At 67.8% G+C, this 20,645-nt stretch carries 16 protein-coding genes; 6 read left to right on the forward strand and 10 right to left on the reverse strand.

Annotated features, from left to right (window positions below; all coding sequences use genetic code 11):
- Positions 1-7 precede the first annotated feature (7 nt).
- Genes M1M07_RS12445 through M1M07_RS12470 form a run of 6 tightly spaced genes read right to left on the reverse strand, consistent with a single transcriptional unit; the run spans position 8 to position 7,712 of the window.
- A complete protein-coding gene (locus M1M07_RS12445) occupies positions 8-868 on the reverse strand; it encodes a glycosyltransferase (protein WP_248674372.1) in 861 nt (286 codons plus the stop codon).
- A 2-nt stretch (positions 869-870) separates the two neighbouring features.
- Positions 871-1,674, reverse strand: coding sequence for a WecB/TagA/CpsF family glycosyltransferase (locus M1M07_RS12450; protein WP_248674350.1), 804 nt, complete (start codon positions 1,672-1,674; stop codon positions 871-873).
- Positions 1,667-3,256, reverse strand: coding sequence for a hypothetical protein (locus tag M1M07_RS12455; RefSeq protein WP_248674351.1), 1,590 nt, complete (start codon positions 3,254-3,256; stop codon positions 1,667-1,669). The genes M1M07_RS12450 and M1M07_RS12455 overlap by 8 nt, the downstream gene beginning before the upstream one ends.
- A gap of 56 nt (positions 3,257-3,312) precedes the next feature.
- Positions 3,313-4,806 (reverse strand): right-handed parallel beta-helix repeat-containing protein, encoded by a 1,494-nt coding sequence (locus M1M07_RS12460; RefSeq protein ID WP_248674352.1) that lies wholly within the window; start codon positions 4,804-4,806, stop codon positions 3,313-3,315.
- A gap of 39 nt (positions 4,807-4,845) precedes the next feature.
- Entirely contained in the window at positions 4,846-6,195 is a 1,350-nt protein-coding gene (locus M1M07_RS12465) for a UDP-glucose/GDP-mannose dehydrogenase family protein (protein ID WP_248674353.1), read from the reverse strand.
- A gap of 47 nt (positions 6,196-6,242) precedes the next feature.
- Positions 6,243-7,712 carry a sugar transferase gene (locus tag M1M07_RS12470; RefSeq protein WP_248674354.1) on the reverse strand — a complete coding sequence of 490 codons (1,470 nt, stop codon included), beginning with the start codon at positions 7,710-7,712 and terminating at the stop codon, positions 6,243-6,245.
- 870 nt (positions 7,713-8,582) lie between these two features.
- Between M1M07_RS12470 and M1M07_RS12475 the strand changes: the two genes are divergently transcribed.
- Positions 8,583-9,524 carry a UTP--glucose-1-phosphate uridylyltransferase gene (locus M1M07_RS12475; RefSeq protein WP_248674355.1) on the forward strand — a complete coding sequence of 314 codons (942 nt, stop codon included), beginning with the start codon at positions 8,583-8,585 and terminating at the stop codon, positions 9,522-9,524.
- Positions 9,525-9,816: 292 nt separating this feature from the next.
- On the opposite strand, the gene M1M07_RS12480 is transcribed toward M1M07_RS12475, so the two are convergent.
- Entirely contained in the window at positions 9,817-9,993 is a 177-nt protein-coding gene (locus tag M1M07_RS12480; protein WP_248674356.1) for a hypothetical protein, read from the reverse strand.
- A gap of 382 nt (positions 9,994-10,375) precedes the next feature.
- Here M1M07_RS12480 and M1M07_RS12485 point away from each other — a divergent pair, with 382 nt between their 5' ends.
- Complete coding sequence (locus tag M1M07_RS12485) at positions 10,376-11,308, forward strand: ScbA/BarX family gamma-butyrolactone biosynthesis protein (protein WP_248674357.1); 933 nt, start codon at positions 10,376-10,378, stop codon at positions 11,306-11,308.
- Between the two features lie 14 nt (positions 11,309-11,322).
- On the opposite strand, the gene M1M07_RS12490 is transcribed toward M1M07_RS12485, so the two are convergent.
- On the reverse strand, positions 11,323-11,964 hold the full coding sequence (locus tag M1M07_RS12490; RefSeq protein ID WP_248674358.1) for a ScbR family autoregulator-binding transcription factor: 642 nt from the start codon (positions 11,962-11,964) through the stop codon (positions 11,323-11,325).
- Between the two features lie 129 nt (positions 11,965-12,093).
- Between M1M07_RS12490 and M1M07_RS12495 the strand changes: the two genes are divergently transcribed.
- A complete protein-coding gene (locus M1M07_RS12495) occupies positions 12,094-12,972 on the forward strand; it encodes an NAD(P)-dependent oxidoreductase (protein WP_308200797.1) in 879 nt (292 codons plus the stop codon).
- Between the two features lie 83 nt (positions 12,973-13,055).
- Here M1M07_RS12495 and M1M07_RS12500 read toward each other — a convergent pair whose 3' ends face one another.
- Positions 13,056-14,588, reverse strand: coding sequence for a sugar transferase (locus M1M07_RS12500; protein ID WP_248674359.1), 1,533 nt, complete (start codon positions 14,586-14,588; stop codon positions 13,056-13,058).
- Between the two features lie 673 nt (positions 14,589-15,261).
- Positions 15,262-16,356, reverse strand: coding sequence for a glycosyltransferase (locus tag M1M07_RS12505; RefSeq protein ID WP_248674360.1), 1,095 nt, complete (start codon positions 16,354-16,356; stop codon positions 15,262-15,264).
- A gap of 212 nt (positions 16,357-16,568) precedes the next feature.
- Here M1M07_RS12505 and M1M07_RS12510 point away from each other — a divergent pair, with 212 nt between their 5' ends.
- Genes M1M07_RS12510 through M1M07_RS12520 form a run of 3 tightly spaced genes read left to right on the forward strand, consistent with a single transcriptional unit; the run spans position 16,569 to position 20,643 of the window.
- Entirely contained in the window at positions 16,569-18,290 is a 1,722-nt protein-coding gene (locus M1M07_RS12510) for an alpha/beta hydrolase (protein WP_248674361.1), read from the forward strand.
- Complete coding sequence (locus tag M1M07_RS12515) at positions 18,287-19,678, forward strand: O-antigen ligase domain-containing protein (RefSeq protein WP_248674362.1); 1,392 nt, start codon at positions 18,287-18,289, stop codon at positions 19,676-19,678. Before M1M07_RS12510 ends, M1M07_RS12515 begins: the two co-directional genes overlap by 4 nt.
- Positions 19,567-20,643, forward strand: a complete 1,077-nt coding sequence (locus tag M1M07_RS12520; protein ID WP_248674363.1) for a glycosyltransferase family 1 protein — start codon at positions 19,567-19,569, stop codon at positions 20,641-20,643. Before M1M07_RS12515 ends, M1M07_RS12520 begins: the two co-directional genes overlap by 112 nt.
- Positions 20,644-20,645: the final 2 nt, after the last annotated feature.

Raw genomic sequence — 20,645 nt, forward strand, 5'->3', positions numbered from 1 at the left:
ATGCCGTTCAGCGCACACCGGACAGACCCACGATCACGGCTGCGCCGTGCGGCGCGCCGGATCGTGCGATCACGGACAGGCTGCGGCCCACACCGCGGAGTGATCGTTCGGCCAGCGCAGCACGCAGTACGTGGGTGCACGCGAAGTCGGCCCGGGCACGACCGGACATTCCGGGACCGTGCACGTCGAGCCAGCGGAGCGAGGCACGGTGGTCGGCCTTCTTCGAGATCGACCCGCGACTGTCCTGCTGGACATGGACGAGCGCTTCCGGTACCCAGACGAATTCGCATCCGGGTATCTGCATCGCGCGGGCGATGTAGTCCCAGTCCTGATGCTTGGGCAGCGAGTCGTCCCATCGCACGCGCTCGTGCAGTTCCCGGGAGATCAGCAGACCGCTCGTCTGGAGCGCGTGGGTGCCGAACCGAAGGCGCGGCCGGGTCACCAGATACGACGCGACGTCACCTCGCCCCTCGTACGGGCGCGACGGAATTTCGGTGACCGAACCGGCACGGTGGAAATACATACCGGTGGCGACGAGTACGCGGCCTCCGGCGGCGCGGCTCCGTGCTGCCGTCAACTGCTTCTCGATCTTCTCCGGCTCCCACCAGTCATCGTCGTCCAGGTAGGCGATGTACTCGCCCCGAGAGGCATCGGCGCCGAGATTGCGCGCGGCCGATCCGCCGATGCGCCCGGGAGTTCCGATCACCGTGACACCCCTGGCGCCGACCCGTTCCGTGACGGTGTCCAACGCCGACGGGTCGTCGACGACCACCGTGACGGTGACGGGCGCGGTCTGCGCGAGAGCGCTCTCCACGGCGCGGACGACGGACTCCCGGCCGATGGTCGGTATCACCACCGAGACAGGCATGTTCACGACTTCTCCTTCTCTCCTCCGGCCACGCGATGCCGTTCGCCCGTCGCGAGCACGTTCACGACGAGGACCATCAGAAGCACGGGTTCGACGAGATAGCGGAACGCGAGGCGTCGCGGTGATCGCGCGAGCCGATACAGCCATTCCACTCCGCAGCGTCCCGTCCAGCGCGGCGCGAGATCCTGTGCCCCGGAAAGGTAGTCGATGCATCCGCCGACGTTCGCGACGACCTTGCCGGCGAACTCGTCGTTTCCGATGTTCTCGGCGATCCAGTACTCCTGGGTGGGCATACCGCGGCCGACCAGCACGACGTCGGCCTTGCGGACCGCCTCCTGCCAGGTCAGTCCCGTCGCCATCGAGCTCTGCGGCTCGAGCCGGTATCCGTCGAATCCCATCCACACCACGTTCGGGTGGTTCGCCTCGACCCGTTCGGCGGCGAACCGGGCGGATTCCGGTGACGCACCGATCGACACGATGGTGCGGCGCTCCCCCGACTCCAGCAGGACGTCGAGCCAGTCGGAGCTGCCGACGCGGCGGTCACCCCCGAGTTTCCGTCGTGAGGCGATCCGTGCCAGCTGCAGGATCGGCCAGCCGTCCACCAGGAAGACGCCGGCCTTCCGATACGCCTCGCGGAACCGAGAGTCCTTGAGATGCAGATACAGCGCATGGAGGTTGTAGTTGGCGATCCACAGCGGCTCACCCGCCCGGCTCGCCGATCCGATCAGATCCGCGACCTCGGCGGCGTTCATCGGATGCAGCCTGATCCCGAGCAGATCGATACGAACTTCCGGTGAATCAGTCATTGTTCGTCCCCGTTTCGGTCGTGCGACGGTCGTGGTGGGTATCCGCGGGTGCCGCGCCGTCGCCGGGACGGGCGGCGTCCGCTGTCATGAACAGCGCGGCGGCGACGACGACGAGCCCCGCGGTCTGAGGTCCGAAGAGCGCCTCGGCGAACATCGCCGCGCTCGTCCATGCCGAGAGCAGCACCGCCGAACGCTTGCCCAAGTACTTGCACAGACTCGCCACTGTCGCGGCGAACAGCGCGATCCCGAGGATCCCGGTCTGGTAAGCGAGTACGCCCCAACTGCTTTCGCCACCGGTGAGGATCCACCTGGAGACCGGTGCGCCGGCGATCCGCGCGAAGTTTCCCCCGTTACCGACACCCGCGCCGGCGAATTCGGTCAGCGCGTGCTTCATGCCCGCGACGAATCCGGCGAGGTGGTAGGTAGTGCTGTCGCCGCCGATGATGCCGAGCGGGTCGGCGAAGACGGACAACGCCTTACCGGGTCCCTTCGCTGCCGCGACGTAGGCCAGGACGAGGAGCACGGAGATCGACCATCCGGCGAGCAGACCGCCCCACACGCGCTTGGACCGCGCGTACGCGATCCCGCTGATCGATGCGATCAGGAGCATGAGGAACCCGCTCTTGGCCCCGCTCGAGATCAAGACCCACACGCACAGGGCGATGCACACGTACATGCCGGCTCGTACGGACCGGGGTCCCTGGATCGCGACGAGCGCGGCGATGATGACGACCGCGGCCGCGATGTATCCGGCATTCGTCGGCTCGACGACGAACCCGCCGGTGCGGTCGAACTGCAGGCCGAGGAACGACGTCACCGACGACAGCGAGTTGAGTGCGCCGTTCTTGTCCACGTTGACGATCGACCGCCAGACGGTCGATCCGACGAGGGTCTCCGCGAGCGTTCCGATCGCCAGCACCGCGGTGCTGTACCGAACGACGGCACCGAGCAGAGCGGATCGGCGTTCGTCGCTCCACTGCGCGGTCATCGCCACGATCAGCAGCACCGTGGCGAGCGGAATGAGAAAGTTCCGCAGATACGGCAGGGTGGCACCGCCGAGGGACGTCACGTGCGCGACCACCACCAGCGCGAAGAGGCCGTACCAGATCACGGGCCGCCGGTAGGTCTTCAGGTTCGTCATCGCGGTGGGGAACATCAGCGCGATGGCAGTGACGATCGCGACCGTCTTGCTCTCGCTGATGTAGACCGGCACGAGGTCGATGTGCCCGGGCACGAACATGCCGACCGCGAAGTTCTGGAAGAACGCGAGTGCGAGCCAGAAGACGACGAACAGCTCCGCCCCGACAGCCATCGTCAGCACGGTCGCCACGACGACACAGCCCACCGCGAGGCCCATCAATGCCGTCGGGCGGAACTGGCCGACGAAGGACAGGGGTACCGCGTAGACGGCGAAGGCCGCCAGCGTCACGAACAGCAGATAGGCGAGGTTCGTCGGCACGCCGGCGTCGGCCGCGCCGCCGACACGCGCACGATGGAGCGACACGAATGGGGCTGCGGCCTCGCGTGAGCGCGGGGCCGCACCGCGCCGGAGGTCGTCGCGACGACCGATCGTCGTGGTCATTGCGGCTGCCTTCCGTTCGTCGCTGTCGTTCCGGATCCGGTCCATGTCGCCGCCACTCACGAACCGACGCCGATGTGGAGCTGCATCTCGTCCGGCCCGGTGTTCGCGAGTACCACGGTCAGCTCGGCACCGGCGGCGTCGGTCCGGAACGCCACAGCGATGGCGCCGGCACGGTCGCCGAAGCAGTCACCGACCGTGTTCTCCACACCGTCCGTGATGACGACCGCATCGCCCTTCTCCCGCGCGACGAGCACAACGGCCGTTGCGGCACCCCGGGATCCGTCCTGCGGATTTCGCGCCAGCAAGGACACCGAGTGCACGCGACCGATGGCGAACTTGTCCAACGGGAGGTTCGTGAACGTCTCCGCCGCTTCCTGTCCCGCGGCCAGAGTCACCTTGCGCGGGCCGGAACCGGCACCGCTCACGAATCCGGCACGTGTCGACTTCCCCAGGTTCGCCGCCAGTTGCACACCGGAGCCGGAGGCCTGTGTGCCGTCGCCGCCCGGACCGGTGTGACCGGTCAGGTCGTTGCCGACGACGATGCCGGTCGATTCCGGATCCGCGACGAGGCACGCAGCGGGAGAGTCGTATCCCTGGCCGTCGTCGTTCGGGCCCGAGTGTGTCACGTTGCCCAGAACCAATGTTGCGGTGCCGCCGGTGGAGTGGATGTGCGTGTCGTCGCCGGCGATCCCCTCCGAGCGTGCGCCGTTGCGCCGCAGAACGTTCGCGGTCACGACCGTCCGCTCGCAACCGGACAGCCGGATCCCGGATCGGCCGTTCCGATCGATGTTGTTGCCGGACAGAATGTTGTGCTTGGCACCTTCCGCGTGGATGCCGTAGCCCAGATTCCACTCCACCTTGTTCTGCGTGACGATGTTGTCGTTCGCTCCCGGCGGCAGGTGGATTCCGCCGGTGCCGTTCACGTTGACGTAGTTGAGCGAGACGATCGAATCGACGCACCTGGCGATCCCGTATTCCGCGTTGTCGTGGACGTTGCAGCACTCGATCCGGTTGACCCCGGAATAGCCGCAGTCGATCCCGGTACGGCAGTGCAGGATGTTGACGTCGCGGACGAGGTTCCTGCCCTCCAGCACGACGCCCTCGTGCCGGGGTTCGTGCTCGGTCCCGCGGACCGCGAGGGACAGCAGGCCGGCACCCTCCCGGAGCCGCACCACGGGATCGGTGCGTCCGTCCCCGGTGGCGATGAGACGGGTTCCCTCCTGCGGCACCCCGGTGTAGGCGAACGACCAGCTTCCGGCAAGTTGCCGCCCGGCAGGCACCACGACGGTCCCCGCCACCCGGAACCGCCCCGCGGGAAGGACCAGCGAACTCGTCGAGTGCAGCGCCTCGTTGATGGCATCGGTGTCGTCGGTCTCTCCGTCCCCGGCGATACCGAGTTCGGCGATGTCGTCCGGTTCGACCGGCAGCGGGCGCACGACGGCGGCGTCGCCGTCCCGGAATGTACGAGAGCATGTCGGGACAGTCGCGATCGCGGCTACAGCAGCGGTCAGCGCTGTACCGGAGATGGCCTGCCGACGGCTCAGACGCACGGGACTTCCTTCCTTCCTTCCTTCGGATCGCGGTGACGGTCAGCCGACGACGGCTTCCGAGACGGCCCGGCCGAGTCCGCGGTACTGCCACCCCGCACGACGCCACCTGTCGACGTCGAGGCAGTTGCGGCCGTCCAGAACGACCTTTCGGCGCACCACGGACGCGACCACGTCGGGGTTCAGCTCACGGAACTCCCTCCACTCCGTGAGAACCAGCACCACGTCCGCGCCGGCACACGCCTCCATCGTGCTCGTCGCGTAGTTCAGGGTCGGGAACAAGCGTCGCGAGTTGTCCATCGCCTGCGGGTCGAACACGGTGACGGCAGCGCCCTGCAGCTGGATCTGCCCGGCGACATTGAGGGCGGGCGAATCCCGTACGTCGTCGGAATCCGGCTTGAACGCGGCGCCGAGCACCGAGATCCGTGCGCCGAGCAGCGAGCCTCCCGCCGCTTCCCGGGCGAGTTCCACCATGCGACCGCGGCGTCGCATGTTGATGTTGTCGACCTCGCGCAGGAACGTGAGGGCCTGGTCGGCTCCGAGCTCACCGGCTCGGGCCATGAAGGCTCGAATGTCCTTCGGGAGACATCCTCCACCGAAACCGATTCCCGCATTGAGGAATCGGCGCCCGATCCGGGCATCGTGCCCGATCGCGTCGGCGAGGACGGTGACGTCGGCACCGGACGCCTCGCACACCTCCGCCATCGCGTTGATGAACGAGATCTTCGTCGCCAGAAACGCATTCGCCGAAGTCTTGACCAGCTCTGCCGTCGCCAGGTCGGTAACGATGAACGGGACGTCCTCGTCCAGGAGCTGCGCGTACACCTCCTTGGCGACCTCGAGCGCCCTCCCGGGACGCGCAGCGCCGACGCCCAGGACCACGCGGTCCGGATGCAGAGTGTCCTGTACCGCATAGCCTTCCCGCAGGAACTCCGGGTTCCATGCGAGATCGACATCGTCGCCGGCCGGAGCGAGCTGACGTGCCCGCGCTCGCAGTCGTTCGGCGGTGCCGACCGGCACCGTGGACTTCCCGAAGATGACGGCCGGCTCGGTGAGCAACGGCGCCAGCTGTTCGATCACCGAATCGACATAGGTCAGATCGGCCGCGAATTCCCCCTTCTTCTGGGGTGTTCCGACACCGATGAAGTGCACGTCGGCGAACTCCGCGGCCTCGGCGTACGACGAGGTGAACCGAAGCCGCCCGGCCGCGATGTTGCGCGCGAGGACCTCCTCGAGGCCGGGTTCGTAGAACGGAACCTGACCGGCTTCGAGCTTCGCGAGCTTACCGGCGTCGACGTCGACACCCAGTACCTGGTGGCCCAATTCGGCCATGCACGCGGCGTGAGTGGCACCCAGATAGCCGGTTCCGAACACGGCGATACGACAAGTCATGGCAGATACCCGACTCTTTCTGTTTCGTTCTCGAGGGATGCGGTGGGCTAGTACGCGCCGTCGCTCGCGACGACCGCCTTGACGGTCCGCGCGATGATCAGGACATCGCTCACCATCGACCAGTTCTCGACGTAGGACAGATCCAGACGCACGGACTCGTCCCACGACAGGTCGGAGCGTCCGCTGACCTGCCACAACCCGGTGACGCCCGGCCGCACGAGAAGCCGGCGCTGGACGCGACCGTCGTAGTTCTCGACCTCTCGCCGCAAGGGCGGACGCGGACCCACGACACTCATCTCGCGTCGAACGACATTGATGAACTGCGGCAGCTCGTCGATGCTGTAGCGCCGGAGGAATTTTCCGACCCGGGTGACCCGCGGGTCCTCACGCATCTTGAACAGCAGGCCCGCGCCCTCGTTGTTCTTCATCAACGCCGCGACCTGCCGGTCGGCTCCGGTCACCATCGACCGGAACTTGATCATTCCGAACGGTTTTCCGTCGAGCCCGATCCGCTCCGAGCGATAGAAGACCGGTCCCTTGCTGTCCAGCTTCACGGCCAGCGCGACGAGCGCGAACACCGGGGCCAGCACGAGCAACGCGGTCGACGCGAAGACCAGATCGAACGCGCGCTTTCCGCTGCGCTTCGCACCGTGGTAGCTGGGCTTCTCGACGTGGATGAGCGGTAGTCCGGCGACCGGGCGCATCTCCAGCCGAGGCGCCGAGACATCCACGACTCCGGTGGCGACCACCAGGTCGGCGTCGTGCGGATCCATCTCCCACAGCAGGTCGCGAATGCCGTCCGGGCCCAGTGTCTCGGTCGCGGCGACCGCGACGGTGTCGGAACCGGACGCTCGGAGCGCGTCCACGATCGAGTGCTCGTCCCCATAGACGGGAATTCGCTTGCCCGCGACCTCCATGTGATCGCCGGCGATTCCCGAGTACCGGGGCACGCAGACACCGGCGACGTGGTACCCGTCCGTCGAGTTGCGTTCGAACGTCTCGACCATCAACCGCACCGAACGCGCGCCGCCCACGACGAGGACCGAGGTCCGGAACTCACCCCGATTGCGCTTGGCGGCGAACACCTTCCGCCACAACCAACGTCCGACGAGAAGCCCGGCGAGGCCGGTCGGGAACGCGATCGCCAGATATCCACGAGCGAGCTCGAGCCGGAACACGAGCGCGATGATGGCCACCAGCCCGAACATCCGGAACGTGGCCGAGAGAATCCGCTGGTATTCGTCGTATCCGGAACCGATCACCCGACGCGAGCGGGTCCGGAACGCAGCGAGGAACGCGAGCCACAGCGCTGCGAGGCAGATCGAAATGACGACGTAATTCCATTCGGCTGCAGTCGCATTCACGAGCATGTCGCTCTGACCGAAGCGAACGACGTGCGCCAGCGTGACCGCCAGCACGACGACGAGGCTGTCGGTGACGATCAGCCTTCGTACATAGATCCGCTGCCAGGCCCGTCGCGTGCTCGCGCCGGCGGCGTGAGTCGGCGGCTGCGCCACGCCACGAGGGCCCGACCGGACAGGCTCGAGAGCCAGTCCGGTCCGCCCTTCGGGCGGTTGTTCTACCACTGTCATTGATTTGTGTCCTCCCCGTACCGGTAAGCCGTCGCCGGTTGGGCACGAGCCCACGCAACTCGCGCGACCGCCGGACTCCGCGCAACTGTTCCTCCCCAGGAATTGCACGAAATCGACGACCGGCACCAATTGCCTTACGCAGGTAGTGAGTCTCAACTATTTGTGTGCAGATTGCATCCTCTTGCGACACGACCGGCGTTTCACGTTTTGTTGCGCAGCAGATTCCAATTTGCGAGTCGGTGGCGGCGTGGGGCCGTCGGCCCTGGTCAGCCGACGACGGACAGTTGCGCAGTTCGCTTACCGACCAGTAGTTTTCGTCGGCGGAGAATGCCGCTTATGAGATAGATCACACGGGAGGAATGGATTTCGAACGACACTTCTTGATTTGGACATTCGACCAGTTCGACTGCACTCTCCGCGGCGCGACCGAAAATCGTCCCGCCGGGCCGGACCTTCGTGGACGACGGCAGCGCCGGCAGGAGGCCCCGTCGAAGGGACCGGAGGCCGGCTACTCCACCGGACCGGGATCGGGTGGTCCGATCTGGCGAGAGATGAATGTGACTGTCGGACAGAAGCCGTCGAGGACCGACCCCGACACGCGGAGGTCGCGCGACCGCCCCGGACTCTCTATACTCCGATTCGACTCCATGCCTCCCTACGATCGCCGGTTCGATCGTCGCTTCTGCCGGAGTTTTCCAATCACCGCACGAGGACGTGCACTTCGTGCTCGGCGCAGCGCGCCGGGCATCGGGCGTTCGTCGCTCGTTCCTGCGAGTTCAGTTATGAGGTAATGCCATGGGGAGTAACTACACCCACGTCCACAACACCTTCAGGACCGCCGTCGTCCCCGCCGCCGGGATGGGCACTCGTTTCCTGCCCGCCACCAAGACGGTGCCGAAAGAGCTCCTGCCCGTGGTGGATACACCGGGAATCGAGCTCGTCGCGTCCGAGGCAGCAGGATCCGGCGCGAGCCGGCTCGTCATCGTCACCGCTCCCGGCAAGGACGGTGTGGTGTCCCACTTCGTCGACGATCTCGCACTCGAGAGCAGACTGGAGGAGAGCGGAAAGTCACATCTTCTCGAAAAAGTCCGGCGTGCACCGAATCTCATCGATGTGGAGCCGGTGGTCCAGGAACGACCCCTCGGGCTCGGACACGCCGTCGGCTGCGCCGAACAGGCCCTCGACGACGACGAGGATGCCATTGCCGTCCTGTTACCCGACGATCTGGTGCAGCCCTGCGGAATTCTCGATCTGATGTCCCGGGTGCGGGCGGAACGCGGAGGTAGCGTGCTGTGCGCGATCGACGTTCCGAAGAGTCAGGTCGGTTCGTACGGAGTCTTCCACGTCGAAGAGGTTCCGGGCGTGGCCGAACCGGATGTTCTGCGGGTGCTCGGAATGGTGGAGAAGCCCGCGCTTGCCGACGCTCCGTCCACTCTCGCTGCGGCCGGCCGGTATCTGCTGGACCGCGCCGTCTTCGATGCTCTTCGCCGCATCGAACCCGGCGCGGGTGGTGAACTCCAGCTCACCGACGCCATCGCCCTGCTCATCGACGAGGGGCACCCCGTCCACGTCGTCGTCCATCGCGGGACACGGCACGACCTCGGCAATCCGGGCGGATACCTGCGGGCGTCCGTCGACTCGGCGTTGGGCAACCCCGACTACGGTCCGGGGCTTCGCCGGTGGCTCGCCGAGCGTCTCGGGCTCGAGGATTCCGCCGACCGGGTCCGGACCGCATGACGAGCGGGTCCGGATGCACGACACGACTTCCGATCGGTGGCGTGCATCCGGACCCGAGGGTCGGGTCTTCCACGTGCACGCACGCGAAAGGAGGCCCGCAGCACGTTCTACGGACCTGTTCGTGACACCGACGGGCACCTCCGGTCGGAGTCCGCTAAACTGTCGGACGTCGCCGCAAGGTGACGGGTGCGTCTCCGTATGTCCTCCCCGACAACATGGAGTTACTGCACAGCCCCGCCCGGCTCCTCCCCTTTTGCCGGCGGGGCTTTCCCGTCTTCCGGCACCGCCGTGCTCACACGACGCCGAGCGCACTCAGCACGAATGCAACCACCCAGTCGAAGATCTCCTGGGGCCCAATGACACTCGATCCGGTGGACGGCACCCGAGGAGACTCCTCGGCCGCATGAGCGGGAGCCGCTGCCGCGGTGATGGCCGCGAGGACGACCGCGGAGACGACCGCGGTTCTCATTCGACCAGATGTCACTTCGACCTCCGTTGCATTCACTTTCGTTGTCGCCGGGGCCCGTTCGACGAACCCCGGTCTGTGACGACCGGGGTTACCCCTCGCAAGCCCGGTCGGCACAGCCCGGGAGCGGCGAGACCGACTCGGCCGGATCGTTGATCGATCCGGCCGAGGGATCCCGCCACCCTGTCCCCGACTGGGACTACCGTAGCACAAAACCGGTCAAACGGTTTTTTACCATCATGTGACATTTTTTCGGCATCTTTCGGGCTTTTCGGACACCACAAGTGTCGGCGAGCCGTAACGCCCCTGTTCGGCGGGCTGTTCTATAGTCGCCGCCGAGCGGCTTCGAAGATTCGTTCACAGGACAACAAGGGAGGCCCAGACGATGGCCGGGGGTACGCATGCGGGCGAGGCACGTCCCGTTCTGGGATTCGAGTCGACTGTGCCGCGCCGCTTCGTGCACCGCCGGTCGGTCGCGGAAGTCTTCCTCACCGACTGCGTAGCCACGGACACGGTCGATCACTTCACCCTCGGTGCGCAATGGCCACGATCGCACAGCTTCTATCGGTCGCACAACGGTCGCTACGACACGATGCTGATGGTCGAAACCCTGCGCCAAGCGACGATCTACCTGGCGCACACCAGGTATCGAGTGCCCCTCGGTCACCCGTTCGTGATGCACACCCTGCGCGTGGACGCCACACCACACGCTCTGTCGATCGACGACCGGCCGGCCGAAGTGACGATCGAGGCGCAGGTCGGCGACCACTTCTACCGGGGCAACATGCTCGCGCGCTTCTCGGTCACCTACGTCTGCCGCATCGGCGACAACGAAATCGGGCGCGGTTTCGGCACCGCGAGTGTATTCACTCCCGCTGCGTACGCCCAACTTCGTTGGGGTGGTTCGGGTCCCCGAGCAATCGGCACGCCGGTCCGTCCCGAGCCGATGTCCGGCAAGATGGTCGGGCAGTTCCGTTCGGAGGACGTGGTCCTCGGAACGGAGCACGGCCCGAACCGGTGGACACTGCGCGTGGACGACGAGCATCCCATCCTCTTCGACCACCCGAGCGACCACATTCCGGGCATGCTCGTTCTCGAAGCTTTCCGGCAGGGGGCTCGCGCGGCGCTCGCCCTGCCGCACGCGGACATCGAGTCCGTCGAGGTCACGTACCACCGATTCGCCGAGAACGACGCGAACGCCACGGTGTCCGCCGAGCCCGATCCGGATGACCCTTACACAGTTCGCATTTCGGTCGAGCAGTGGGGACAGCACATCGCCAGCGGCCGGGTGCGCCTCCTATCGGACGGTTTCCGGTGACGGCACGATCGTCGTCACGACGCGGCTGCGGACCACCGTGCGTTGCGGATGGTTGCGATCTTCCAGTGCCGGTCGGCCGGCATGAGGCCCGGCAGCATCAGCGACCACATCTCGTCCAGTCGCTGCTCGAGGTCCTCCCGCCCGGTCAGGACGTTCGAGACCAGCTGCACTCCGGTGAACGCACCGATTCCGAAACGTGCGAGAACGTCGGGCTCGATGGTGTCGAGAAGGTCACCTTCGGCGCGGGCTCGGTCGGAAAGTCCCTCGTACGCTCTGATCCAACCGAGATACGGCTCTGCCGGTCCGGCGACCGCACTCAGTTCCAGGGTCAGCCGGATACCGGCTCGCACGATGGGGTCGTGCACCATCTGATGCCCGAATTCGTAGCTGAGCATGACCATCTGCTCGAGGGCGGAACTACCGGTTGCAGCGATCGCGTCGACGGAGGCGATGGAGATGCGGTGCTGTTCTCCGATGATGGCCTGCGCCAACTCTTCTTTCGACTTGAAGTGGAAGTAGAGGGCGCCCTTGGTGGTGCCGGCGATCTCGACGATTGTGCCCAGCGTCGATCCTTCGAAGCCTTTCTGTTCGAAAGCCTTTGCCGCGCCCATCAGGATCTGTTGTCTGGTTGCCTTCGCCCGAGCCTGCCTGACCACGTTCGCTCTGCCCCTAACCGACAAGTGAGATGAATAGTGACGGAATTTGCTGACAACCCCGCTTCCGACCGGTCACAGAACACCATAGCCCGATCCGACCCCCCCGGATCGGTACCGCCTGCGCCGCGAATCGTACTCTTCGGCGCGACCGGATTCATCGGGAGCGCAGTACTCGAGGCCCTGACCAGTGCGGGGGCAGACTTTACCGCAGTGGCACGGCGGCCGGACGCGGTTGCCGAGTCGGCTCCGCGTGTCGTCGCGGCGGATCTCACCGATCCGGCGAGCCTGCCGGGCGCGTTGACCAGCGCGGATGTGGTCGTGCACGCCGTCTCCTATACCGGTGGCGACCCCGAACAGGCCGACGCGGTCAACCGGATCGGCACCGAGCACCTGGTCGCCGCCGCCCGCGAGCGCCGCGTGCCGCTGATCTACGTCAGCACGGTCGGCGTGTACGGATCCGGACCGCACCGCGGGATCGTCGAGGGCACTCTGGACCCGAACCCGGTATCCGTTCTCAGTATCAGCCGGCTCGCTGCCGAGAAGGCCGTGCTCGACTACGGGGGGACGGTGGTCCGGGTCGGTTTCGTGTACGGACCCGGCGACCGCTGGTTCGCCCCCGGCCTGGCGTACATCCTCGCCCGTCTCGGTGCGTGGGTCGACGAGGGCCGGTCGGTGCTCTCGCTCATCGGCGTCGGCGACCTCGGCCGACTGCTCGCGGCACTCGCGCGGCAGGCACCGCCGCTCCGGCCCGGCGGCACCGTGCTGCACGCGGCGTATCCCGAGCCGCGGCCGGTGCGGGAGATCGCGGCCGAACTCGCGGCCGGCGGTGCGTTCCCCCTACCGGAGGCGAGCCTGACTTTCGACGAGGCCGTCGCACGCGCACCCGAACTCGGACTGTCCGAACGCAACATCGATCTGGCCGGGCACGACCACCACTACGACTCGACTCGCATCTGGGAGACGACCGGGCTCCCCGTTCCGGACGAACGTCCCCGGCTGAGCTTCTGACGGACGCCGCCCCTCCCGCCCCGTGCGCGATTTTGGTAGCGGCCGCTACCGAAATCGCGCACGGGAGGGGGCTGCGGCGCCGGTCAGTACGCGCCGTCGCTCGCGAGGACCGCCTTGACGGTCTTCCCCACGATCAGCAGATCCTGCACCATCGACCAGTTCGACACGTAGAACAGATCGAGCCGGATCCGGTCGGTCTCGGACAGGTCGGATCGTCCCGAGACCTGCCACAACCCGGTGATGCCGGGGCGGACGAGCATCCGGCGTTCGACGAAGCCCGGCACGTCACCGCCCTCGCCGGGTGTCAGTGGGCGGGGACCGACCATGCTCATCTCGCGCCGGAGGACGTTGAACAGCTGCGGCAGCTCGTCGAGGCTGGTACGGCGGATGAAGCGTCCGACACGGGTGATCCGGGGATCGGCCGAGGACTTGAAGAAGGTCGCGTCGTCCTGGCCGACGTCCGCGCGGATCTCGTCCTGCAGCCGGTCCGCGCCGACCACCATCGAACGGAACTTCCACATCCCGAACATCTCTCCGTTCAGGCCCACCCGCTGCTGACGGTAGAAGACGGGACCGCCGTCGCCGAGTTTGATCGCCACCGCCACGGCCAGCATGACCGGTGAGAACACGAGGAGCGCGATCGTCGCGGACACGAGGTCGAACACCGTCTTCGCAGCCCGGTTGGAACCACGGAACTGCGGTTCCTCGACGTGCATCAGGGGAAGACCGCCGACAGGCTTGATCGCCAGACGCGGCGCGGCGACGTCCATCACCGCCGGCGCGACCGCAAGGTCGACGCCGTAGGGCTCGAGTTCCCACGCGAGGTCGCCGAGATCGGCGCTGCCCCACTGGCCGCTCGCCGCGACCGCGACGGTGTCCGCGCCGGTGAGTTTGACCGCGCGGAGGACTTCGGTTTCGTCGCCGAGCAGCGGGATCTCGCGGCCCCCGATGGTGACCGTCTGGCCGTGCTCTCCGGAGTAGCCGGGAGTGCACACACCGACGACGCGGTAGCCGGCGTCGGCGTCACGGTCGAAGGACTCCACCATGGCCTGCGCGGCGCGCTCGCAACCGACCACCAGGACCGAACTCTGGAACCGGCCGCGCTCGCGCAGCCGCTCGAGGTGCTGCCGCCACCACCAACGGGAGGCCAGCAGTCCGAACAGGCCCACAGGCAGGGCGACCGCGAGATAGGCACGTACCAGGTCGAGTTCGACGAGAAGCGCGAGGATTGCGAGACCACCGAAGAACTGCATCGTGGCGTAGGTGACGAGGCGGTACTCCTCGAGGCCACTACCGGTCACGTTCTGGTCGCGGGTGCGGTGGAACGACAGGGCGAGAAGCCAGATCGCTGCAACCGCGACGGACAGGATGGTCTCGTCGAGGACTTCGGACGCCGTGAACGACGTCCGAAAATCCGAGTTCCCGAATCGAATCCATTGCGCCAGTGCGACCACCGCGATGACGACGCCGACGTCGGACAGTCGCAGCCATCTCGCGTAGGCCACCTTCCACTGGCGCCGGTTGCTTCGCCAGCCGGGGTCCGATGCCTCCGCGGTCGGTCGGATCGCGATCGGATCCGTCAGTTCACCGGGACCGGCGTCATTCGTAACGTCCATCTTCGGTTATTCCCCCACGCACTCCCCTTCAGGCCCCCGACGCGATCGAACAGAACAGTTGCCGCACCCTCGGTGCGGCGGGCGGTCGCTCTTCCGAGCCACCGCGGCACGAATGCTTGCATGCTGAGGTGCACGAAAAACCGTACAGTGCAGGAGATCACACGCTCTCGCTGCCGATCACCCCGGTTTTCACCCCCTATTCCCATGCAGGACGCCCATCCGCTCCCCACGCGCCCCGGGTGAATTCACCCTCGAATCACCCTTGACACCCCGCATTTTCGACCGCCGATTCGGACGAGGACACGCCGGAGCAGGCGTCGAACTACGACGCGATAGAGAATCGAGATCCGTCGGTACCGGGCGTCGGAGATGCGGAACGACCGGGAGAAAACTAGGTGTGGTGTCGAAATTCCTTGCTCGCCAAGGGTACCGGGATCATCCGAGCGCGAGCATCAACACTCGAACCGGACGCTCCCGATACCCCGGCTGCCATCCCCCAGACCCATCGGCGTGCGTGCGATCCACCAGAAGAGGAGAACCTGCACAAATCCGCACCCCCGGACTCACCCCATCACCAATGGGACGAAGCTACCCCACCAACTGTGTGCAATCAAGGTGCAAAAACATCGACAATCGTGACCCACGTCACCGATGATTCGGCGGGTGTTCGTCGTCAGTTTCCGACCCATGCAACGATTTCGGCGCGGAACCGTTCCGACGAGAGGTCCGCGGTCGAACCTGCCGACGGGCGCGGAACCCGATCGATCTCCAGAATGCAGTCGGCAACCGCCTCCCAGCGGTCCTCGCGGAAGCACAGGCCGTCGACTCCCTCGGTCAACCACTCCGACGCACCCCCGAGGCTGTTCACGATCACCCGGGCGCCGGCGGCGCGGGCCTCGACCGGCATGATCCCGAAGTCTTCGATCGCCGGGAAGACGTACACGAGCGCCCGTTGATACAGGGTGTACAGCAACGCATCCGACGGACGGCGCAGCACCCGTACCGGAACCCGCGCCGATTCGGCGAGCTCGCGCAGCCGTGCTTCCTCCGGCCCCGATCCGGCGATCACCGCGGGCAGCCCGGCCCGCTCCGCGGCACGGATCACCCAATCCAGTCGCTTGTACGGAACGAACCGGGACGCTCCGAGGACGAACGAGTCCGGCAAGCTCGCCACCAGCGCCGATTCCTCGTCGTCGAGTTCCGTACGCCAATCCGCGACGGCGGTGATCCGCCGCGTGTCCACCGGCGGGAACACGACCCGCGCGTCCACGTCCCACGCCTTCTCGATCCGGCGGCGCACGAAGTCGCTGTTCGCCGCGAAACGCGCACCTTCACGGGCACGGCGTCGATCGATCCCACGGAGGACCGGTGATGCCAGCCGCGCCGCGGGCGACGTGCCACGTTCGTCGAGTTCCGGGGTCCACAGGTAGCGCGCCGGCGTGTGAACGTAGACGTACTTGCGGAATTCGGCGGGCGGCGTGCGGAACGAGACGTGGTGCGCGAAACAGTGCGAGCTGACCAGGGCGAAGTCGTAGTCGCCCGGACGGCCGCGCCACACGAACGGCATGGCCGGCAGCGCCAGGGCCTTGCTCCGCCGCAGCGGGGTGCGCGCGAGCGCGCTCTCGACGACGGTGCGGCCCGGGTATCGGTCGGCGTTGTCCCACAGGCACAGCACGTCCGCGTCGGGGAAGCAGCGAACGAACTCGTCCAGAACCTTCTCCGAACCGCCGTCGCGCTCGATCCATTCGTGTACCAGAACTCCAGGCATGGCAAATCCCTTCGGAGCCGACGACATCCCTTCGGGGCCGACGACACGGCCACGGCCGGTTACCTTAGGCCGAGACAACCCCGATCCGGTAACGCCGGAGGTCCCGGGCCCGATCGAATGCATCGTGAGATCAACAGGATTCGACCCGACGCCGCGATCGGGCATGGAGATTTCACCCCCAGAATCACCCTCGGAGGACTTGGAGAATCACCATGGGCGTGCAATATCCGACCTGGTTCGGTCCGGACGATCTGCCTCTGCTGGGGACCGTCCACGTTCCGGACTCGGGCCGTGCACGTGCCGCGGTGGTGCTGTGCCCACCGCTCGGGAAGGAACACGTCGACACCTACCGCGGCATCAAGGCCCTCGCCGAGTCCCTCGCCGACCGCGGTCTGCTCGCGGTACGGTTCGACTACGCCGGAGCCGGTGACTCGGCGGGTGCACAGGACGACCCGGACGCGGTCACGGGGTGGCTGCGCAGTGTCGTCGAAGCGGTCGGGTCGGCCCGTGCCACCGGTGCCTCGTCGATATGCCTCGTCGGGTTGCGGTCCGGGGCGTTGATCGCCGCCGCAGCAACTGCGACGGAGGCGATCGACTCGATGGTGCTGTGGGACCCGATCCTGTCCGGCCGCAGCTACCTGCGTGAGCAGCGTGCCCAGTACACGTTGAGCATCGGCGCGGACGATCCGTCCGATCCGCGGGTGTCGATCCTCGGTGGTGTTCTCGACCCGGCCGCCGTGTCCGCGCTCGGCGCGCTGAAGATCGACCCGGCGCGCCTCGCCGGCGTCCGCACGCTGCTGGCGGTTCGTACCGCCGTGGCCGACACTCCGGCCGTGCGCTCGCTCGCCGGCGCCCTCGACGGTGACGAGGTCACCCTCGTCGACCACGAGGCGTTCACCACCCCGGCCAGCTTCCATGTCGCGCTGCCCACCGGGCACATCCGTGAGATCGCGGATTGGATCGCCGCGGGTGCCCCCGCCGCCGACACCGAGGTCCGGCTGAAGGTGCGCGACCGGGCGCAGGTCGCGTCGGCCCCCGACGGCCGCCCTGTCGTCGAGACCCTCGAGGAACTGGGGCCGAACGGACTCTTCGCGATCCGCACGCACGCTACCGGTGGAGACGGGTCGACGCATCCCACCCTCCTGTTCCACGCGACCGCGTACGAGCATCGCGTCGGGCCGGGCAGGTTGTGGGTCGAGATCGCGCGGTCGCTCGCCGCGGACGGGGTGTCGTCGGTGCGGTACGACCGGCGCGGCACGGGCAACACCGGCGTCGTCGACCCCGACCATCCCGTGGCCCTGTACTCCGACGACTCGGACCGGGACGCCCGCGACGCCGCCGGCGCGGCGGTCGCCGACCCGCGCGATCTGGTGATGACCGGGTTGTGTTCCGGCGCCTGGTATTCCGCGGCCGTCGCGTTGCGGGTGCGGCCGCGCGCGGTGATCCTCACCGACCTGATCCTGTGGTCGGTGTATCGGCGGCGGTCGCTGCGCGAACAGCTGGCTCCGGGGATGCCCGCGGGCGACGGGGCCGGTGGCGACGCGTCGGCGCGGGCGCGGATCAAGGCGCTGCTGCAGCGGCACCTGCCGTACCCGGCGTGGCGGCTGCTCGGCCGGTTCGGCGTCACGCAGGTCCCGGAGGTGCTGCTCGAGGCGCTGCGCAAGGCGGGGGTTCCGACCACTGTGATCCTGTCCGCCGAGGACCACGCGTGGTTCGTCGGCCAGCGCGGCGAGGAGGGCCTGCGGCGGCTGCGGCGGCGCGGCGGCGATCCGGAGATCCACGCCGTCGGGTTCGGCGACCATCCCGCGCTCCACCGCGACCTGCGCGAGCGGATCCGGACGGTGACCACCGAGACGGTGCTGCGCCGCTTCGGGATCCCCGTGGACACCGAACGCACCGCGGACACCGGACGCACCGCGGAGGCACTCCGGTGATCGGTCTGCTCGCCGTCGGGATTCCCGCCGCGGCGGTGCTGTTCGCGCTGCTGTACCGGCGGCCGCAGAACGGGCTGTTGCTCGTCGCCGCGTTGACGCCGCTGCACGGCCTGCTGACGATCCTGCCCGGTGGACCGTCCCTGACGGGATGGAAGGAGGGTGTGCTCGTCCTGACGCTGCTCGCCACGTTCGTCACCCCGAACCGCGACCGGACGATGCCGCCGTCGATGCCGTGGTGGCCTGCCGCGGTCGTGTGGGTGGCGATCGGAACACTGTCGGCGCTGCTCGTGTCCGGTCCGGCCGCCGTCACCGCGCTGAAGGTCACCTACTTCTACCTGATCATCCCGATCATCCTGTGGCGCGCACCCTTCGACGCCCGCGACCGCGACCGGCTCGTCACGATCCTGATGGGCACGGCGGCGGTCGGCGCGGTCGTCGGCCTCGCGCAGCAGGTCGTCGGGGCGGACCGGCTGGTCGCGCTCGGCTACTCGTACGACGAGCACATCCGCACGACCGGGGGCATCCTGCGCAGCTTCGGCACGTTCACCGGACCGTTCGCGTTGGGGCTGTTCGTGATGATCGGCCTCATCGTGGGCGGCGCGGTCGCGCTCGCGGATCCGCGGCGGCTGCGCAACTCCCTGTTCCTGTGGGCGACGCCGGTGATGTTGCTCGGCATGGGTGTGACGATCGTGCGCGCCTCCTACATCGGGTTGGCGGCGGCGTTGCTGTGGCTGGCGATTCATCGCCACCGAGTGTTGTTGGTGCTCTTCGGTGCCGGTGCCGTCGCGCTTCCGGTCGCGCTGCTGTTCGTGCCGGGTTCGGTGACGTCCGCGTTGTTCTCGTCGTCGAGCCTGGGTGAGCGCGGGGACGGCTGGGCCGACACCGTCTCGTCCTTGTTCGTGCATCCCTTCGGGCAGGGTCTGGGTGCCACCGGGGCCGCCGCGGACAAGGCCGCCGAACTCGCCGATCCGCTGTATTCGACGCTGTCGCTCGACGCGGCGATCGCGCTCGGCCGGATCCCGTACCAGCCGGACAACTACTACATGAAGCTCATGGTCGAACTCGGGCCGGTCGGGCTGTGGATCTTCGGTCTGCTGCTGGTGTCCGCGGCCGTGTCGACGCTGCGGGCCTCGCGACTGCTGCGCGGCCAGGACTCGGCGCTGGCACTGGGCGTCAGCGCGTCGGTGATCGCTGCCGCGGTGGCGTCGACCGTGTCGACCTATTTCGAAATCTTCCCGCTGGACGTCTACTTCTGGCTACTTCTAGGAATCGTCGGATGCGCTCTCACACAACAACTCTCGCCTCGAACGGAACCCGGATCGGATTCGGGGCCCTCGCGCTGCGCCCCGGCGGCAGCGGGGTCCAGACCTACGCTCGCGAGCTCTTGAACGCGCTCGCCCCGAAGCTCGGGGCGGCCGGCCTGCGGGCGGTGGTGCAGAGCGATGCCCGCGCCGAGCTGCCCCGGCAGGTCACGCCCGTCGAACGCCCGGTGTGCGACGGGGCGCAGCGTGTCGCCTGGGGTCTGGTCCCGCTGCGCGACGTCGATTTGTTCCACGCGCTCGACGTCGATCTTCCGCTCGCCCAGCGCGGCCCGACCGTGTCGACGTTCCACGACCTGTCCGTCTTCGACGTGCCGTGGGCGTTCGGCCGCGGACGCGCCGCCGGGGAGCGGCGTCTGCTGCGCCGGGCGATGCGTCGCGCCGACGTCCTCGTCGCCGTCTCCGAGTTCACCGCGGATCGGCTGCGCGCCCACTGCGGACGCGAAGCCCACGTCACTCCCCTCGCGCCCGCGCCCTGGGCGGTCCCGCCCGGTGCCGCGGAGGTCGCCGAGGTCCGCACGCGGTTCGGGTTGCCCGAGCGGTTCGTGCTGCAGGTCGGCACCGTCGAACCCCGCAAGGACGTCGCGCTGGTCGCCGCCGCGTGCCGGCGGCTCGACGTGCCCTTCGTGCTCGCCGGTTCCGGATCGACCGGGCCCGGCAAGCCCGCCGGCGCACACGGTCTCGGCTACGTCGCCACCACCGACCTGCCCGCGCTGTACGCGGCGGCGACCGCCGTCACCTACGCCTCCACGTACGAGGGGTTCGGGTTGCCACCGCTCGAGGCGATGGCGTGCGGAGGCGCCGTCGTCGCGAGTGCCGTCGGCGGGTTGCCGCAGGCTGCACGCGACGGCGCGGTGCTGGTCACCGAACACAGCGAGGACGCGTGGGTCCGGGGCCTGCGCGAGGTTCTCCTCGATCGCGACACCCGCCACGCGCTGCGCAGCCGGGCGGTCGTCACCGCCGCGACCTCGACCTGGGACCGCACCGCGGAGCTGACCCTCGACGCCTACCGCCACGCCGGGCTGCGGATCTGAGG

The sequence above is a fragment of the Rhodococcus sp. HM1 genome, assembly GCF_023218075.1.
GTDB lineage: Bacteria > Actinomycetota > Actinomycetes > Mycobacteriales > Mycobacteriaceae > Rhodococcus.

Excerpts from the sequence above, each read along its gene's own strand:
- M1M07_RS12445 (WP_248674372.1), bottom strand. The coding sequence starts at position 868 with ATGCCTGTCTCGGTGGTGATACCGACCATCGGCCGGGAGTCCGTCGTC.
- M1M07_RS12450 (WP_248674350.1), bottom strand. The coding sequence starts at position 1,674 with ATGACTGATTCACCGGAAGTTCGTATCGATCTGCTCGGGATCAGGCTG.
- M1M07_RS12455 (WP_248674351.1), bottom strand. The coding sequence starts at position 3,256 with ATGACCACGACGATCGGTCGTCGCGACGACCTCCGGCGCGGTGCGGCC.
- M1M07_RS12465 (WP_248674353.1), bottom strand. The coding sequence starts at position 6,195 with ATGACTTGTCGTATCGCCGTGTTCGGAACCGGCTATCTGGGTGCCACT.
- M1M07_RS12475 (WP_248674355.1), top strand. The coding sequence starts at position 8,583 with ATGGGGAGTAACTACACCCACGTCCACAACACCTTCAGGACCGCCGTC.
- M1M07_RS12480 (WP_248674356.1), bottom strand. The coding sequence starts at position 9,993 with ATGAGAACCGCGGTCGTCTCCGCGGTCGTCCTCGCGGCCATCACCGCG.
- M1M07_RS12485 (WP_248674357.1), top strand. The coding sequence starts at position 10,376 with ATGGCCGGGGGTACGCATGCGGGCGAGGCACGTCCCGTTCTGGGATTC.
- M1M07_RS12500 (WP_248674359.1), bottom strand. The coding sequence starts at position 14,588 with ATGGACGTTACGAATGACGCCGGTCCCGGTGAACTGACGGATCCGATC.
- M1M07_RS12505 (WP_248674360.1), bottom strand. The coding sequence starts at position 16,356 with ATGCCTGGAGTTCTGGTACACGAATGGATCGAGCGCGACGGCGGTTCG.
- M1M07_RS12510 (WP_248674361.1), top strand. The coding sequence starts at position 16,569 with ATGGGCGTGCAATATCCGACCTGGTTCGGTCCGGACGATCTGCCTCTG.
- M1M07_RS12520 (WP_248674363.1), top strand. The coding sequence starts at position 19,567 with ATGCGCTCTCACACAACAACTCTCGCCTCGAACGGAACCCGGATCGGA.